This window comes from Acidobacteriota bacterium, assembly GCA_003225175.1.
Taxonomy (GTDB): Bacteria; Acidobacteriota; Terriglobia; order Terriglobales; family Acidobacteriaceae; genus Gp1-AA112.
Map to the genome: position 1 here is coordinate 234,382 of QIBA01000030.1, position 16,794 is coordinate 251,175.

Sequence of the window (16,794 nt, forward strand, 5' to 3'; positions counted from 1 at the left end):
TTATAGAACTAAATCGGTTGGATGTGTAACGGCGCTGCCGTGTTTGCAGGGTATGGAAGTTCTTGATGCTGCTTTAAGGAGCTGCTGGAGTGAGATGCCCGGAGAGATGGACCAAACCTATACCGGATCCAGCTTCTCGCAGTGCTGGACGATTGCCAGCCGGTCCTTCAACCCTAAGTTGAGGAACTCGAGCCCGACGTGCGGACCTTGAACATATCGAACTTTGCCTTTGACTGTCACGGCATTCGCTATGGGCTGCAGTCGATACTCAATATCGATTTCGGTGTCGGGGGGAAGTGGGATTTCGCAAACTACTGAAAGTCCACCTTCAGCGATTTCGTATCCGCGACACAGAACAGATTGCCTTCCCCAGGCCAGACGAACATCAAAATCAAACGGCCATCGCACAAAAGCGCGTCGATTGCGCTTGCGCCTCTCGAGGTCAGGCGTAGTTTTGGTTTTGCGGCGATCGCTCATGTGGGGAACAGCTCGCGAGTCGAACAAATGATAATCGAGAAGAAGCGGATTCACATCCGGCAACTTCTGCACGGCTACGTTGGAAGAATTACGCGGATTGATTCAGTTGCCGCGGGTTTGCTGGATGATCTGCTCCATGTGGTCGAGATATTGCTCCAAAGCCTTGCGCCCTGCTGAGGTAATCCGGTACTCGGTGCGCGGCACACGGCCTGCAAAACTCTTGGTGCAGACTACGTAGTTGGCGTCCTCCAGCTTGCGAGCATGGACGCTCAGATTGCCGTCGGTAGCATCCAACAGCCGCTTCAGCTCCGAAAAGGTAAGCGCCTCTCGAACAGCAAGAGCGCTGATGATCCCAAGGCGCATGCGCTCATGAATGACGGGATCGAGCTCGGACGCGGATGCCTCTTTATGAGGCGGGACCGCCCGCGCTGTGGAGCGGACATTCTCGTGAACAGTAGATTTGGACTTCAACTTCGCTTGACGCAACCTCACTAACCTCCGTGTCTCCGGGCGATGAGCAACCCGAAGAGCACATGCAAGCCGCCAAATCCGGCGGCCATGATTCCATTTGCCCAGCTTGCGGGAAGAGCGAGCGCAATCGTTCCAAACACCGCAAAGCAAATTCCCATTACCGGAACGACCCGTACTGAAAACGCGCCCCCTGTAATTACGGCCACACCATAGAGCATCAGCCACATTCCGGGAAGCGCTGCGTACAAGTGCTGCTCCATCATGATCAACGTCAATACCCCGCCCGCGGCCAGCGGCGGCACGAGGCTTAGCGCGCACTTGCGGGCAGGTATTGAATTGGCGAGCTTCGCCAGACTTCCGGTCTTTTTCACCATCGCCACGACTGAGATGAGTCCGGCCAGCACAGCCTCACCAAGCCATAGCAATACCCACGTCTCGCGAGAGTCGAGAGTACGAGCCACAATCGCTGCGGCGATCGCAGTCAAGCCGAGGGCAACAGTTCCCCAACCGGGAACGGCTGTGAAGGAGGTCGCGCTTTCCATCGTGTGGCGAATGAACTGAAGCTGGTCAAGGGCATCCGCGGAGTGCGGCGTCATCTCTGGTGTTCTCGCTTGAGTCGAGACGTACCTACGCCTGTGCGGATTTCGGCATTGCTGCATGGTAAGGAGCATGCTTCAGCGAAGATGACCGTGTCAAGTACTTTGCCGCTAAAAGGAGAGACTCATTTTGCCATTTTCCTAAACTAGAAGTGAATCGTGATCTCGCGCTCGACGTACTTTCCTGGGCTAGCAGCAGACGGAAATGTGATCTCTATCGTTTGTACTCTGTTACTCACCTGTTTCAGCTCTGCACCATTTACCGAAGCCACTTTGGCACCGTACGCGCGAAGCTCATATCGTTCGCCCCCCACGCCGGCCACTCGCACTTTCAATTCGCGGTTGTCTGTACTCCAGTGTTCTCGCGATATTTTCAAATTGACGTTGGCCGATCCGAGAGCCGGAAGCTCCTGATCGTATTGCAGGCCAAAATCATTCTCTACTCGCACAACTATTTCTCCTGTCGAAAAGGGAACGGAGACCACTGTGTGCTGATCGTTAGAATTTGCCTCAACTGTATATTTCACGGCTTTGCCGTTCCACGTAACTCCCCGCAGGCGGGCATACTTACTAAACGAGGGAGCGAACTGCAATGTGCAATCGCCGTTACCAGCAGCCTTCACTTCAAGGTGAACGCTATCCTCGCCCCTTACATACAGGATCTCCGATTGACCGCCACAAGACGGGACCTGCTGGAGGCTAACTCGGTCCCAACCGGGTGGGAAATGAGGAGCGAAGCGTACAGACTTACGGGTTTCATCGTCGCTCAATCCCAACATTCCGCGCACGATTGGGCTGATCACCATAGCTGAGGACCAGATCTGGTGCGGTGATGCAGTGCCGAGGCCTTCGTAGTAGCTGCCGGAGAGAACCTCCGTCACACGTCCCAGCGGGCCATCTAAGGAGAGCAGAGAATTCGCGCGCAAATTGGCATACGCTTCCAAGCGTCGGTGATTGCGATACTCTGCGACCGAAGCCCATCCTGTGAAGAGGGGCCAGACCGAGCCGAAATGGTATCCCGTGGGTGCGTAAAGAGGATGCTGCTCAGAGATGATTCGCATTCCCCAATCGGCAGAGTGATCCCAGTCAGCGAGATGGTCGATCGTGCTATTTGCCCGTTGCGCGCTGAAGATATCGAACCACATCGGGGCGGTGCTCAGAACCGTCGGCGTACGTACCTGTTTATTGTCCTTATCGAGGGCAAAGACGAGGGTGTGATTACCCGCGTCCCAGAATGCGTCGTTTGCTTTGGTGCGTTGCGTCGCGAATTCATGCGTTAGCGCTTCGGCTTCCGTCTGCTTTTCAGCTGCCCTGGCAAGCGAGGCCAAGGACTGCAGTGCAGCGGCAGCCAGTCCGCTCTGGTAAGACTCCGTCTCTACTGGAAGCAGCGGTCCGCCCTCGATCCAACCGTGTCCGATGCCAAAATTGCGTGGCAATCCGTTTGCGTCGTACGTGGATTTCAAAAATTGGTAAGCTCGCCACGCGTTGTCCCAGCGATCACGTGCAAAAGCTGTGTCTCCGGACGACGTAACGTAATCATTTATGGCAATAATAAACAGTGGAGTCGCATCTGCCGAGGCAAATCCGTACGGAAATCCATTCCACCAGTCGACGAGATTTGCTGTCTGAGAGATCTCATGCTCGACTTTCCCATCCTGCCGCTGGAATTTCGCGATGAACTCGAGCGCCGTTCTCACCGTAGTGAAATCGCCGATGGAGTCGAGCGCGAGATCTGTCCATAGAGAATCTCGGCCGAAAAACCAAGCGAACCCTGGCCGCGCTGACTCTCCGGAATCGCGATATCCAGCCACAAGACCGCTTCCCAAAAACGGATTAGCTACGAGGCCTTGAATCGTGCTAATGCGCGACCAATCATACGCGGCCTGAAGCTTGGGATCGGGCAACTCCAGGGAGAGCGTTCGGGAGAGATAATCTTCGTAGTACTTCCGAGCAGACGAGAAGAACTCATCGGGATTTCCCGCTAGTCGTTCGTAAGTTTTTCTTGCATCCTCAGGTCCGGCAGTCGAACCTGCAATAAAAATGTACTTCACAGCTGAGCCTTTGGTGACTTCATCGAGCTGAAACGCGCTCCGCATGCTCGAGATGCTATTGGAGAAGAACTCCGGTTCTGCTGAGATGGCGGATGGAGATCCGACTATTCCGGCGAATTTTCGGCCTTCCTCGCCTAACGTGAACGCATGGAGCTCGGGGTTCCAGACCATGTACGTGCCGCCAAGGCCGGCAGGCCACATGAGCTGAAAGTCGCGATTAAACGATACTTCGAGGGCGACAGGCTCCCACGTGCTGATCTCGAAGCGAATGATGGCGCCATTTTCGTCGGGCGGCACCAGCCAGGTCTCGCTAACGTTGAATGCGTCTGACGCAAAGATGAGCGTAGGGCCTTCGGGACGCATGGTGACTGTGCGAACGAGAGATGCGGCGGGAATACGGCGATTGCGAAGAACGAATGCCAGATCAAAATCGCGAAAGAGCTTCAGCGGGTAAACCCAGGCTTCGAAACGCCCGCTCTCATTGCCGAGCAGCCCTGCGCGCTTTCCTACGGCATCAAGGAATTCCCATGGTCGTGCAGGGCGTGATAGTTCGCGTGTGCCGATTTGAACCGTATCGTTACTCTGAGCGCAGGCGGGCAGAATCAAACAGCAACAGCAAAACATGGCACAAACGACGCGGATTGCACGGATTTTCAAGGTGCTGTGCAGTTGGCTGGCGAACATTTAGCGATTTGTACCTGTAATCTGTGGCTGAGTCCATGTGACCGCATCGATTTCATGCCTTGCGATCGGTTTCTTCAGGAGCCCGGCGCCATGCTTAAATGATTCGAAAAGCGGCAGAATCCTAACATGTTCAAAGGCATCCATTGCAGTTCGATCGTCGTAACTTTTTGAAGTCGCTCAGCCGCACTGCGCTTGTTTTGAGCTTCGAGCAGATCTTCGGCAGCCTCGGATTGCGTGGCCAAAATGTACCCGCGCAAGGAATGTCAAACTCGCAAGCAGGGCCAGCGAGAGAAGCATTGAATCCGCTCGGTATTACGTTCATCGATGTTGCTCGCCAAGCAGGTCTGAACGCCAAGACCATTTTCGGTGGAATGAAGAAGAACAAATACCTTCTCGAGACAACCGGCTGCGGAGTCGCATTTTACGACTACGACAACGATGGATGGCTCGACATCTTCCTCGTGAATGGCTGGCGTCTCGAAGGATTTCCCAAAGGGGAAGAGCCAACCTGCCATCTGTTTAAGAACAATCGCGACGGCACGTTTACCGATGTCACGATCAGAGCAGGTCTCGCGCGCTCCGGTTGGGGACAGGGGGTTTGTGTTGGTGATTACGACAATGATGGATTCGAAGATCTCTTCATCAGTTATTACGGGCAGAATGCCCTTTATCACAATAACGGTGACGGCACTTTCAGTGATGTAACCGCAAAAGCGGGACTTACGCAAAAAGCGACACACTGGAGCACTGGCTGCGCGTTCGTGGACTACGATCACGATGGATATCTTGATCTCTTTGTTGCCAACTACATCGATCTTGATCTAAAAACGGCACCTGTTCCTGAATCGGGACCATGTCTTTATAAAGGCGTAATGGTTGCCTGCGGTCCGCCTGGGCTGAATGGCGGCAAAGATATTCTGTATCACAACAACGGTGACGGAACTTTCACCGATGTTTCCGAACGGTCGGGGATCACAAAGACTGCCAGCACCTACGGGCTTGGAGTGCTCACCGCCGACTTCGACGAAGATGGTTGGCCCGACATCTACGTGGCAAACGATTCCACCGCCAGCGCCTTGTTCCATAACCTGAAGAACGGGTGTTTCGAAGATATCGCTGTTGCCGCTGGAGCTGCCCTGAGTCCCGATGGTAAGCCTCAAGCCGGTATGGGAGTCGCTGCCGGGGACTACGACCACGACGGCCATCTCGACATCGTCAAGACGAACTTCGCGGGCGACACGCACTCACTTTACCGAAATCTTGGCAATGACAACTTCGATGACACGACTTTCCAAGCCGGCTTAGGCCTTAATACAAAATACCTGGGCTGGGGCTGCGGCTTCTTCGATATGGATAATGATGGATGGCTCGATATCCTGGTCTGTAACGGGCATGTTTATCCCGAAGTGGAACAGCTCCGCACTGAAGCAGCGTATGCACAGCGCAAACTCCTTTATCGCAATCTGCGCAACGGCCACTTTGACGATGTCTCGATGCAAGCCGGTCCTGGGATCTCTACGCCGGCTCCGGCCAGGGGCGCCGCCTTCGGCGATTTCGACAACGATGGAGACATCGACATCGTTGTGAACTGCGTGAACAATCTTCCCCAGCTTATTCGCTGCGATTCCAGCACAGGCAATCATTGGATCAAAGTGCGGACGATTGGCACGAAGTCGAACCGAAGTGGGATTGGCGCGCGTATCAAATGTGTAGCACGCATTCCGGGTGTCGAGAAGCCAATCGAGCAGGTCGACGAAGTTCGCAGCGGCGGCAGCTACTTCTCTCAAAACGATCTGCGCGTGCATTTTGGACTGGGCAAAGCAGCGAAAGTTGACTTGTTGCAGGTACGCTGGCCTAGCGGGCAGCTGGATGAGCTGAAGGACTTGGACGTCGACCGAGTGATCCACTTAAAAGAGGGCCAAGGCATCGTGAAAGCAGATGTCTTCAAAAAGAAGTGACAGCAGCTTGCTAGTTTGCGATTGCAACCGCCGCTTTGCTAGTCATGACTGGCCTCCCAAATCCTTCTCTTACGGTATTGATAGCATCCACTTTTGGATCGAAGCTTTCCATGAGTCCGCTTGGCCAGCGTACCTCGAGTGACTCGACTTTCGTCGCTGCTCCTAATCCAAAATGAACTCGCATATCATTCGATGAGCTGTAGCTCGAGCCGCTGCGTACCTCGTCCACGAAAACTCTGCCATTTGCCTTCATGGTGATGCGCGCACCGATGCCGTCGCGGTTTGACTTTGTTCCGATTGTCTTAATCCCCATCCAATGGTTGGGATAGTTCATCTGGTTAACCAACAGACTCGGAGCCTCTCCCATATTGGTAATGACCGCTGCGATCTTTCCGTTGTTCCACAAATCGCTAATTGCGAGCCCGCGGCCCGACGCTTTGCGCAGGATCGCTGGTCCCGAGGCACTCGAGACGTCTTCAAAAGTTCCCTTCCCCGTATTGCGATATAGGATGCGCGGCTCCTGGTAATCCGAGCCAAGCTTATATTTATCGACCTCTGGATATACGTGGCCATTCACCAGGAGCAGGTCGGGCCAGCCATCGTTATCGAAGTCGATGAACATCGTCCCCCATCCCAGATACTGAGTATGCAGACCCAGGCCGGAGGAGTACGTAGCGTCTGTGAAGGTGCCGTCGCCGTTGTTGCGATACAGCGTGGAGCTATCGTCAGAGAAATTAGTCTTAAAAATGTCGAGCTTGCCATCGCCGTCGAAGTCGCCGATCGTAGATCCCATGCCGGCTTGTTCGCGTCCGTCTTCGTTGAAGGCGGCGCCTGCGACCACCGCGACATCAGTGAAGGTGCCGTCGTGATTGTTCCGATAGAGAATGCTGGGTGTGCTATCGCACGCGATGTAAATATCGGGCCAACCATCGTTGTCAAAGTCCAGAGTCGAGACGCTGAAAGCGTAATGGCCTGAGGTCTTGTCGATGCCTGCTTTCTTGCTTACGTCTTCAAACTTGCCGCGGCCGAGGTTGTGATACAAAACATTTGGCGCGCTCTTCAGCCCACGCGGACCACACATCACTGGAACGCCCTTCCACATGCAGGATGTACCCTGGCCCGGAGCAGGCGTGGTGGCCAGATCAAAATCGACGTAGTTGGCGACGACGATGTCGAGAAGACCGTCGCGATCATAATCAACAAATGAGCACCCTGTGCCCCACTCTTTGCCCGTGCCGGCGACACCGGCAGCTTCAGCCAATTCTTTGAATGTGCCATTTCCCTGATTGTGATAGAGCCGGTTCTTGCCGTAATAGGTCACGTACAGATCGTCGAACCCATCATTGTCGTAATCGCCTGCGCAGACGCCTTGCCCCCAGCCAGACGATCGAAGGCCGGCTTTTTCGGTGACATCAGCAAAAGTGCCGTCGTGATTGTTGTGGAACAAGTGATTCGTAGGTCCGGAACCGTTGGGAGTCTGTGCCACGGTAGTTCCATTCACGATGAAGATGTCGGGCCAGCCGTCATTGTCGTAATCAAAAATTGCGACGCCGGTGCCGGTAGTTTCGACGATGTATTTCTTGCTTTCTTTATCGCCGGAGACGATTTCGAATTTCAGGCCCGCTTTCTCGGCAACGTCCTGAAAGTCAGCCACGGGCGCCTTGGGCGATTGCGCCAAGGCTGAAGCTAACGATAAGAGGAGTAGAAGCAAACCTCTGGTTCGACTGCGGATGAACATTCGAGAGCCATTTTAGCCGCGATTACGTCAACACATGCTGCACGGGTAATCCGCGTATCCTTGTAGAGACGCAGCATGCTGCGTCTCTACCGTGCGCCGTCGGTGGTGATAAAGTAACAACTATTCTCTAAACTCTGTGTCGGTCTCCAGCGCATTCTTCCGTTATTGCAGAGTTCTTCTGCCTTTCGCCTGCGCACTAGCCTTACCTTCAACACTTGCCGCACAAACTGCAGCTAGCGTTCCTTCTCGCCAGAGCCACTATCAGTCCGGCTTGGCTGCCTGGCAGTCGGGTGACCTCAAATCTGCTCGCGCTTCATTTGAGGCGGTTGTGAAATTGAATCCGCGCGACAGCGACGCCCAGAATGCCCTTGCACAGGTATTGCTTCAGCAAGGAGAGGTTGCTGCTGCCATTCCTCACTTCAGGACTGTGACTCGCTTGAAGCCGAGCCTTGCAATCGGTCATGTGTACCTGGGACAAGCGCTCTCGTTGAGTGGCGACCGCGAAAATGCCATCACAGAGCTGAGAACCGGCGTGCGGCTGGCCCCACAGCAGTCGGAAGCGCATGAGGCGCTTGCACGTGTACTCAGTGCGCATGGCGATGATCAAGAAGCTCAGAGTGAGATGAGGAGAGCCGTCGATCTCGCACCGAAGCACCCAGAGCTGCACGATGCGCTGGGTTCGTTGCTGGCTCAGCAAAAGGAGCTTCTGACACAGGCTCTGCAGGTCAATCCCGAAGACGGCCGCGCGCACTTTTACCTGGGCGCGATTTTGGAAGCGGAACACGATTCGGCGGGAGCGCTCCGAGAATACGAAGCTGCATCCAGGTTGAGTCCAAATCTGGCAGTAGCGCGAATGCGCCTTGGATTGCTGGCTCAAAGAGCCGGAGACACTGCGTCAGCGATTGCATCGTTCCGCGCAGTTATCGCCATGCAGCCCGAGGATGCCGAGGCGCACAACAACCTTGGATTGGCTTTGTTGCAAACCGGAGACGTCGATAACGCAATCCAGAAGTTTCAGCAGGCCCTTGCGCTCGCACCACGCGACAGCAGCTTCAGAAACAATCTTGGGGCAGCTTATCTGGAAAAAGCGGACTTCGACGAAGCCATTCGGCAATACCGAGAGGGACTAACTATTGCTCCCGGTAATGCCGAACTTCATTACAACCTGGGACTGGCCTACAAGCTGAAAGACGACATTCCCGCAGCGCTTGAGGAGCTGCGTAAAACGATTGCGTTAGATCCCAGCCTTCCTGATCCTCATTACACCATCGGAGTGACCCTCTGGCAGAGTGGCAAGTTCGAGGAATCCGCCAAAGAACTGAATGAGGTCATCCGCCTGAAGCCTGACTATGCTGAGGCGTACTACACCTTAGGGACGGTTTATAAGCAGGCAGGTGACCTGCCCAAGGCAGCGAGTGCGCTGCGCAAAGCCATCGAACTTCAGCCTGATTTTGCTGGGGCGCACACTACGCTGGCGGCGGTGCTAAGTCGGCAAGGAGACGCGCAAGCGGCTGCCGCGGAGCGCAAACTCGGCGCGGAACTCATTCAAGAGAAAATGACCCTCCAGACCGCAACCTTCGCCACTAACTCGGGAACCAAGCTAATGAATGCCGGCGATCTTGACGGCGCGATTTTGCAATTCGAGTCTGCGATTAAGGCAGATTCTTCTTATGCTCCTGCCCATCAGCAGCTAGCAACCGCTTTGGAGCGCAAAGGCGACAGGGATCGGGCTACCAAGGAACTCGAAACTTTCCGGCGGCTGCAGAAAAAATCTTCAGCACATTAACCAAGACTTGCTGGCGTGCCTTCAAACGACCATTGCGGGCTGCTGTTGCGGAGAAAATCCAGTGCCCAAAAGCAAAGAAACAGGGAAAAAAGCAGGGGAGTTTCGGAATCCGATCTCGGAATCGTCGAATTCTGCCCAAAATATGCAAATTTCGTTCAAAACCAGGGAATTAACAGGGAATTCTGTGGATTTCTTTCCAAGCCACTATCACCAAAGCACTTGCTGCTGTTTAGCGCGGGATTCAAAAAAATAACAGGGAATGATCAGGGAACCTCGTGCCGCTTTGACGACGTTTTTCCGCCATCAGGAATTATCGGAGCAGATCTTTTCGCAGAGCAACTACTTCGGTTTCCATTGGCACGCCGCGCGTGACTCTGACGTGCAGGACCGCCTCAAACGGCTCTAGTTCGCCGGTTGGCGATACCGATAAGCGAAGCAGCAATTGCTCGACGAAGCTTTGGCGGCAGACATATTCCACAGCGGCCTGGGTTCCCAGCGTGGTTGTACCTGCCAGAATCAGCACTGAACGCGCCGGATTTAGTCCTTTTACGAGCGCGATGACCGAGTAGTCATCTGTGAGCTGCAAGTTGTTCGGGGTGCCGAGGAACTGCTTGGGTTCCCCAGGCTGCGGATGAACGCTTGCGATCGCCAGGTCGCCCTTGCGCGGTCCGTCTGTGAGTCTGCGAAACACAAATTCACTGGTTCCGGGAATATCGCGCAGCGTGAGGTTTTCCGCGGGCGAGCCCACAAAGATCAGATTGTTATTTTTTACGTCATCCAGTGAAAGTAAACTGCCGCGCTTCACACGGAGCTGCCGATGTAAAGTCGCAAACACTTGGTCGAGCTCGTGGACAGCCAATACCTCTCCCACCCCCGTGTAGTGATCGAGAATTTTGGGCTGTGTGTCCCGAGCCGGATCCAAATACCTCATCCCAGTTTCCGGCCGACCCACAAATGACGCATTGCTGAAAACCACCCACGGCTCCTGAGGCGCCCCGAGGAAGGCTTTCCAAAAGACACGCAGAGCCGGAGACGAATAGTTCTCCGATGCCTCCGCTGCTGCGCCCTTGTTGCTGGTCATGCGTTCGGCCACGATTACCGCCACGGCGCCTGCCAACAATAGAGAAAGAACGCTGACCGCTATCGCCCAGTTGCGGGGACTTGGCGCCACAACGGCCACGGGAGCGACGACATGCGACTCAAGCTCTTTCTGCAGAGGAGCCGGACCACGGTGATGCAATCCAAGTGCATATGACCCCTTGGGAAGATCCACCAGGATGGCATCTTCCGCGCCCTCAGATGAATAGTATTCGTGGAGCTTCTGGCGGAGCCGCCCAACTTGAACGCGTACTGTTGAATCCATTTGGGGATCAAAGTCGGATGAACGCCCAAAGACTTCGGTAGCGATCTGGTATTCCTTGGGGTGAGCACCGGGATGATCGACCGCATTTCGGGCCAAATAGCGCAGCAACTTGCAGAGGGATTCAGAACCATGCAGTAAACTGCTGTTGGCAATCTTCTCGATTTGGGCGAGATACTGTTCTTTTCCGGTCAAGACCACAGTGTTACAAGCCATTTATCAATTGAGTAACAAAGCGTAACAGGGGCGCAAAAACACTGCAAGAGCAAGAAACACCGCGACGTAACCGTATCAATCACTGGCGAAACTGCCAGGGTCTTGACTTCATCGATGAACCTCGACTAACTTCCGCCCCCAACGGGCTACTCTGTTAAAAAAAAGCCTGCGCCGAAAGTGCGTCACGTCCTCGTGTCTCCATTGATCGAGGGCGAACACCTTAGATTTCGAGTCCAGATCCTGGGCTCTTTCGATTCGAGAGGTTCCGACTAACTCGGTCCTCCCGGGCAAGTTGAGGTCAAAAAAAAATGATCCGTGCGAGATTTGCCTCCCTTCTTATCCTCCTTTGCAGTTTTGTGCTGTTGTTACCAGGACAGAGCTTCGGACAGGCGGTATATGGCTCGATCTTTGGAACGGTCACAGATCCCACGGGAGCTGTGATTCCCAATGCCAAAGTGACAGTGACGGATGTTCGCAAAGGTACATCCGACTCCATCACTACAAATGAGTCAGGAAACTACAGTGCGACGCACCTTATTCCTGACGTTTACCAAATTAAAGTCGAAGCGCAAGGCTTTGAAACCGCCAAGTCGGGGAACATGAATGTATCCGCCGACACTGGGGCGAAGTTCGATGTAGTGCTCAAGGCTGGAGCGCAGACGGAGACTGTGCAGGTAACCGCCGAGGCGCCGCAGCTTAAGACCGACCGGGCCGACGTTGCGATCGTCTTCGATACAAAGCAGGTTGAAGACCTTCCGATCTTTAATCGGAACTTCACGCAGTTCGAGCTGCTGACCCCGGGCACGCAGAAGCTTGGTTGGTCACACGCTGCGACCGAAAATCCTCAAGGCAGCCAGCAAATCGAGGTCAACGGTCAGCACTTCAGCGGGACGGCATTCGGACTGGATGGCACCGATAACCAAGATCCGATTCTGGGGATCATTGTCATCAATCCCACGCTTGAGTCGGTGACAGAGACGAAGATCGCATCACAGAACTACGACGCGGAGTTCGGTAAAGCAGTTGCCGGTGTGGTAACGGCGCAAACGAAGTCCGGCAGCAACGACTTTCATGGTAGCGCTTTTGGATTCCGGCGAAGCGATGCGAACCAGGCGCGCGATCCATTCACACAATTTCAGCCGGACAAAGTAACTGGCCGGATGATTCCAGTAAGCCGTTGGGGACAATTTGGCGGATCTATCGGCGGCCCAATTATTAAGGACAAGCTTTTCTTCTTTGGTGACTACCAGGGAACCAGAAGAACAACGGGTCGGTCCATTCAAACCTCGGTGCCCACGGCGCTGCTGAGAAACAGCTGTGCCTCTGGCAGCGGGTGCAACTTCGCCGACTATGCCCCCGTGAGTGGAAACATCTTCGATCCCCTTACTGGCGCTCAGTTTCCAAACAACATCATTCCAAACAGTCGCTTGTCACCGGCTGCTTTGAAGATTTTGGCGGCGCTACCGGCTCCGAATGCAGGTGCGGCAACCAATATCACGAACAATTTCGTGGGGTCCGGTTCCGGATCGTATGATGACGACGCCTTTAACATTCGAATCGATGACCAGCTAAAACAAAACGTCCATCTATTCGGCCGTTACAGCTACGCGAAATTTAAGCTAAGCGGGAACCCTGTATTTGGTGCCATCGGCGGAAATGGTTTCGGCGAGGGCGGCCTTGCAGGAAGCGCGAATACGCGCAATCAGAGCATCGCTAGTGGGTTTGATTATGTACTGAGCCCCACGCTCTTAACCGACTTCCGATTCGGTTATGTCAAATACAATCCCGAAACTCAAAAGCCTGGTTCAGACCCCAATGCCGCCGCGACCCTCGGTCTGCTGGGATTGAACAACAGTGGCGATTCCTTCACGAACGGTTTGCCTGCCTTTTTCTTCAAGAAGGGAGGCGACACCGAATACTTCGGTTACAACACAGGAGACGGCGGTATCGGTGCTGGACTTGGTGTCGCACGTTGCAATTGCCCACTCACAGAAAATGAGCAGCAATTCCAGTTTGTCAACAACTGGACGAAGCTCCTGGGGAATCACAGCATAAAAATCGGTGGCGACATCCGGTACGCAGAGAATTTGCGCGTTCCGAGCGACGCGAACCGCACAGGTCAACTTACGTTTAATGCTCGGAGAACTTCGAATGCGGGCGTGGGAGGATCGTCATTCGCCACGTTCCTCATCGGCGATGTGACCAATTTTGGTCGCTATGTCCGCAACCCATCGTTGACGACCAACCCAGGCGAGCGGCAGAAGAGAACATTCTTCTACGGTGAGGATACTTGGCGTTTTTCCGAAAAACTCACCATAAGCTACGGCCTGCGCTGGGAGATTTACTTCCCAGAAACCGTAAATCTGAAAGGCGGCGGCGGGTTCGCCACACTTGAAGATGGTGCATACCGCGTCGCCGACTTCGGCAAATACGGCAGCAACGGTAACATCGGCAACAGCTTCAATAACTTTGCACCACGCCTTGGTGTCGCTTATCAAATCACGCCCAAGACCGTAGTTCGCGCCGGTTACGGGCGCAGCTTCGATATCGGCGTCTTCGGTTCGTTGTTTGGGCATACCGTGACGCAGAACCTACCGGTGCTGGTCAATCAGTCGGTCACCTCAGCAAATGGTGATGCAGGAGTCGTCTACAGCCTGGGTACGAATGCATCGCCGGCTCAAACAGCGCCTGCCTATCCGTTCCCGGCGATTCCATCCAGCGGCTTGATTCCGTTCGACAATCAAACCTCGCCCAAGATTCGGCCAGACCATATGCGCCTACCGACACTTGATGCTTGGAACGTCACGGTTCAGCGTCAACTTACGGGCAACACCAGCGCTGAACTTGCCTACGTAGCCAACAAGGGTACCCACGTGTTCGCGGGCAACGGACCGTCTTACAACGCGAACACTGCCACCATCGTTGGATTCCCGACCGTGCCTTTCAATCAGCGACGCAAGTTCCACAATGCATACACCGGGCGCGATCCTGTAACCGGCGCGGCGGTTCCATGCTGCGACGTAGATTTCTCCTACTTGGGCAACAACGCGAGCAATAACTACCAGGCGTTGCAGGCCAAGGTTGAGAAACGTTTCAGTCAGGGATTGGAGGTATTGGGACACTACACTTGGTCGCGGGCCCAGAACTACAACGACGGCTACTACGCAATCGATCCCAAGGTTGAGTATGGGCGTCAGGATTTCAACCGGAATCACTTGTTCCTGGTAAACGCACTGTATGAACTCCCGTTCGGCCATGGCAAGACTTTCGCCGGCGGCGTATCGAAGGGAATGAATTACCTGGTTGGCGGTTGGCAGCTGAACACCATCACGTCATGGGGTAGTGGTCTGCCGTGGACGCCGGGATACAACAACTGCGGTGCCGAGCGCGACAACGGTCCATGCCGTCCGGACCAAGTTGGAAGCTTCTCTATGGGGGCTGGTGACCTTAATCCAGTCACTCATCAAGTGAACTTCTTTACTCCAGTTGCCCCGCTTAATACTCCGGGGGCTACGAGCGGGGCCTTCCGCCGTCCGACTCTTGGCCAGTTCGGAAATATCGGACGCAATACTTTCTACGGTCCGCGAACTTTCACGTCAGATTTTTCAGTCTTGAAGAATGTTCCCGTTACGGAACGAGTGAATGCTCAGTTCCGCATGGAAGCCTTCAATGTCTTCAATCATCCGGTGCTCAACACTCCGGGCAACAAGACGATCGACTCAACAGGCAGCGATGCCGGAAAGATCACCAGCCTCGAGCCCTTCACGCAGATGCGTCAGTTGCAGTTTGGACTGAGAATATCGTTCTGAGCTTAGGCTGATCTCCTATAACAGGGGAGCGGATTTCCGCTCCCCTGTTTCTTTTTGTAAGTTGCCGGTAGGAATTCTGGATACTATGGAACAAATCTCGAGCTCGCTTATTGCCATCGTCTGCTTCCTGGTAGCCTCCCCGGCATATTCGGTGCAGTCATCCACGCAGTCGGGCCCAGGCACTCCGACTGCTGCGTCCGCCCAGGATCGTTCCACGTCCAAACCCCTAGTGAGCTTGATCCTCAATGAGTCGAAAACTCTCATCGACCAGGGAAGATTGGACGATGCGATACAGAACCTCCACGAATTGCAGGTTGCGCAACCTGCAGTGAAGGGTGTAAATCACGAACTCGGGATTGCCTACTTTCGCAAAGGTGAGTTCGTGCAGGCAGTAAATGCATTCGCCAAAGCGATGGAGGAAGATCCCGAAGACCGTGAAGCCGCACAACTGCGCGGATTGAGCCTGTTCCAGCTTGGGAGACCAGCAGAAGCGATTCCGTATCTCAAGCAAGTGCAGTCCTGGATTGGACCTGCGAACGTTGACGCCAATTACGTGCTCGGTCTCTGCTACATGCACACACAGAACTACGAGGAAGCGCGCCGTTCTTTCGCGCAGATGTACGGGGTTGCACAAGACTCGGCTCCGGCACACTTATTTCTGGCGAGAATGCTGCTGCGGCAAGGATATGATCCGATAGCTGAGCAGAACGCGCAACAAGCGGCGGCGATGGATGCGAAATTACCTCTGGTTCATTATCTTCTCGGAGAGTTTTACCTCTACAAGTCCAATGTTCAGAAGGCCATTGATGAATTCGAGTTGGAACAGAAGCTCAATCCTGCCTATGCGGGCACGTATGACCGTCTGGGTGATTCCTACTCACGTCTCGGCCGCTACGACGACGCCGAACGGGCGTTGCAGCGCGCTATCCTTCTCGATGCCACTGCTACTGGTCCTTACATCCTCATGGGCAAGGTCCTGATCAAAAAGAAGGACTTCGCGTCGGCTACCACCTATCTCCAGAAGGCATTACGCATGGACCCATCGAACTACATGTCACATCATTTGATGGGCGAAGCGTATCGAGGTCTTGGGCGCACCGCGGACGCGGAACAGGAATTGAAAAAATCCGAGGAACTTCAGTCGGCTCAGGGATCGAAGCCTCAGGGATAAATCAGGTGATAGGTTACGGGGGACAGGTTACAGGCAGACGATAGTAGGCGAACGCGCCTATTCGGCACCTTATGCTACGGAATCTTCTGCTCTCGTCATGTTTTGCCTGCAGCTTGATCGTTCCTTATCAGAACGCCAGGAATGCTCGCGTTCAAATCACCGTTGAGTGGAGCAGCCCGACTCCGGTAATTTCTCCTGCCTCTTCCGGTCCTGCCTCCGCAGGCGCGTTTAATCCGGCGGCTATCCGGAACGATGGAAAGACCGTTCTCCTCTATCGAGAGCAGGATACCGCCGGCACTTCGCGCATTGGGTATGCCTCCAGTACCGATAGTCTCCACTTCACCAGCAGCCGTCGTCCTATCCTGATCCCGGCAACCGAGTATGAAAAAGATGGCGGGGTCGAAGATCCGCGTGTACTGCAGATCGGCAGCACGTATTACCTGACCTACACCGGCTACAACAAGAAGGACGCACAGC

At 54.4% G+C, this 16,794-nt stretch carries 11 protein-coding genes; 5 read left to right on the plus strand and 6 right to left on the minus strand.

All coding sequences use genetic code 11. The annotated features are described in order from the left end of the window. Positions 1-117 precede the first annotated feature (117 nt). The 4 genes from DMG62_03240 to DMG62_03255 form a co-directional block, all read right to left on the minus strand. A complete protein-coding gene (locus DMG62_03240; GenBank protein PYY24585.1) occupies positions 118-549 on the minus strand; it encodes a hypothetical protein in 432 nt (143 codons plus the stop codon). Between the two features lie 30 nt (positions 550-579). Further along, the gene (locus DMG62_03245) at positions 580-840 is read right to left on the minus strand and encodes a transcriptional regulator (protein PYY24612.1); all 261 of its coding nucleotides are present in this window, start codon (positions 838-840) and stop codon (positions 580-582) included. A 128-nt stretch (positions 841-968) separates the two neighbouring features. Further along, positions 969-1,544: a hypothetical protein gene (locus tag DMG62_03250; GenBank protein ID PYY24586.1), complete on the minus strand. Its 576-nt coding sequence runs from the start codon at positions 1,542-1,544 to the stop codon at positions 969-971. Between the two features lie 146 nt (positions 1,545-1,690). Next, complete coding sequence (locus DMG62_03255) at positions 1,691-4,279, minus strand: hypothetical protein (GenBank protein ID PYY24587.1); 2,589 nt, start codon at positions 4,277-4,279, stop codon at positions 1,691-1,693. A 143-nt stretch (positions 4,280-4,422) separates the two neighbouring features. On the opposite strand from DMG62_03255, the gene DMG62_03260 reads away from it, so the two are divergent. Beyond that, entirely contained in the window at positions 4,423-6,237 is a 1,815-nt protein-coding gene (locus tag DMG62_03260) for an RNA-binding protein (protein ID PYY24588.1), read from the plus strand. Positions 6,238-6,247: 10 nt separating this feature from the next. Here DMG62_03260 and DMG62_03265 read toward each other — a convergent pair whose 3' ends face one another. Beyond that, positions 6,248-7,975: an RNA-binding protein gene (locus DMG62_03265; GenBank protein ID PYY24589.1), complete on the minus strand. Its 1,728-nt coding sequence runs from the start codon at positions 7,973-7,975 to the stop codon at positions 6,248-6,250. A 136-nt stretch (positions 7,976-8,111) separates the two neighbouring features. Here DMG62_03265 and DMG62_03270 point away from each other — a divergent pair, with 136 nt between their 5' ends. Further along, positions 8,112-9,761: a hypothetical protein gene (locus DMG62_03270; GenBank protein PYY24590.1), complete on the plus strand. Its 1,650-nt coding sequence runs from the start codon at positions 8,112-8,114 to the stop codon at positions 9,759-9,761. A 310-nt stretch (positions 9,762-10,071) separates the two neighbouring features. Here DMG62_03270 and DMG62_03275 read toward each other — a convergent pair whose 3' ends face one another. After that, the gene (locus DMG62_03275) at positions 10,072-11,337 is read right to left on the minus strand and encodes a hypothetical protein (protein PYY24591.1); all 1,266 of its coding nucleotides are present in this window, start codon (positions 11,335-11,337) and stop codon (positions 10,072-10,074) included. Between the two features lie 308 nt (positions 11,338-11,645). On the opposite strand from DMG62_03275, the gene DMG62_03280 reads away from it, so the two are divergent. The 3 genes from DMG62_03280 to DMG62_03290 all read left to right on the plus strand — a co-directional run. After that, positions 11,646-15,146 (plus strand): hypothetical protein, encoded by a 3,501-nt coding sequence (locus tag DMG62_03280; GenBank protein PYY24592.1) that lies wholly within the window; start codon positions 11,646-11,648, stop codon positions 15,144-15,146. Positions 15,147-15,231: 85 nt separating this feature from the next. Then, entirely contained in the window at positions 15,232-16,317 is a 1,086-nt protein-coding gene (locus DMG62_03285; GenBank protein PYY24593.1) for a hypothetical protein, read from the plus strand. Positions 16,318-16,388: 71 nt separating this feature from the next. After that, positions 16,389-16,794, plus strand: a 406-nt coding sequence (locus DMG62_03290; GenBank protein PYY24594.1) for a hypothetical protein, incomplete at its 3' end; no start/stop codon positions are given.

Excerpts from the sequence above, each read along its gene's own strand:
- DMG62_03280 (PYY24592.1), top strand. The coding sequence starts at position 11,646 with ATGATCCGTGCGAGATTTGCCTCCCTTCTTATCCTCCTTTGCAGTTTT.
- DMG62_03265 (PYY24589.1), bottom strand. The coding sequence starts at position 7,975 with ATGTTCATCCGCAGTCGAACCAGAGGTTTGCTTCTACTCCTCTTATCG.
- DMG62_03275 (PYY24591.1), bottom strand. The coding sequence starts at position 11,337 with ATGGCTTGTAACACTGTGGTCTTGACCGGAAAAGAACAGTATCTCGCC.
- DMG62_03255 (PYY24587.1), bottom strand. The coding sequence starts at position 4,279 with ATGTTCGCCAGCCAACTGCACAGCACCTTGAAAATCCGTGCAATCCGC.
- DMG62_03245 (PYY24612.1), bottom strand. The coding sequence starts at position 840 with ATGCGCCTTGGGATCATCAGCGCTCTTGCTGTTCGAGAGGCGCTTACC.
- DMG62_03285 (PYY24593.1), top strand. The coding sequence starts at position 15,232 with ATGGAACAAATCTCGAGCTCGCTTATTGCCATCGTCTGCTTCCTGGTA.
- DMG62_03250 (PYY24586.1), bottom strand. The coding sequence starts at position 1,544 with ATGACGCCGCACTCCGCGGATGCCCTTGACCAGCTTCAGTTCATTCGC.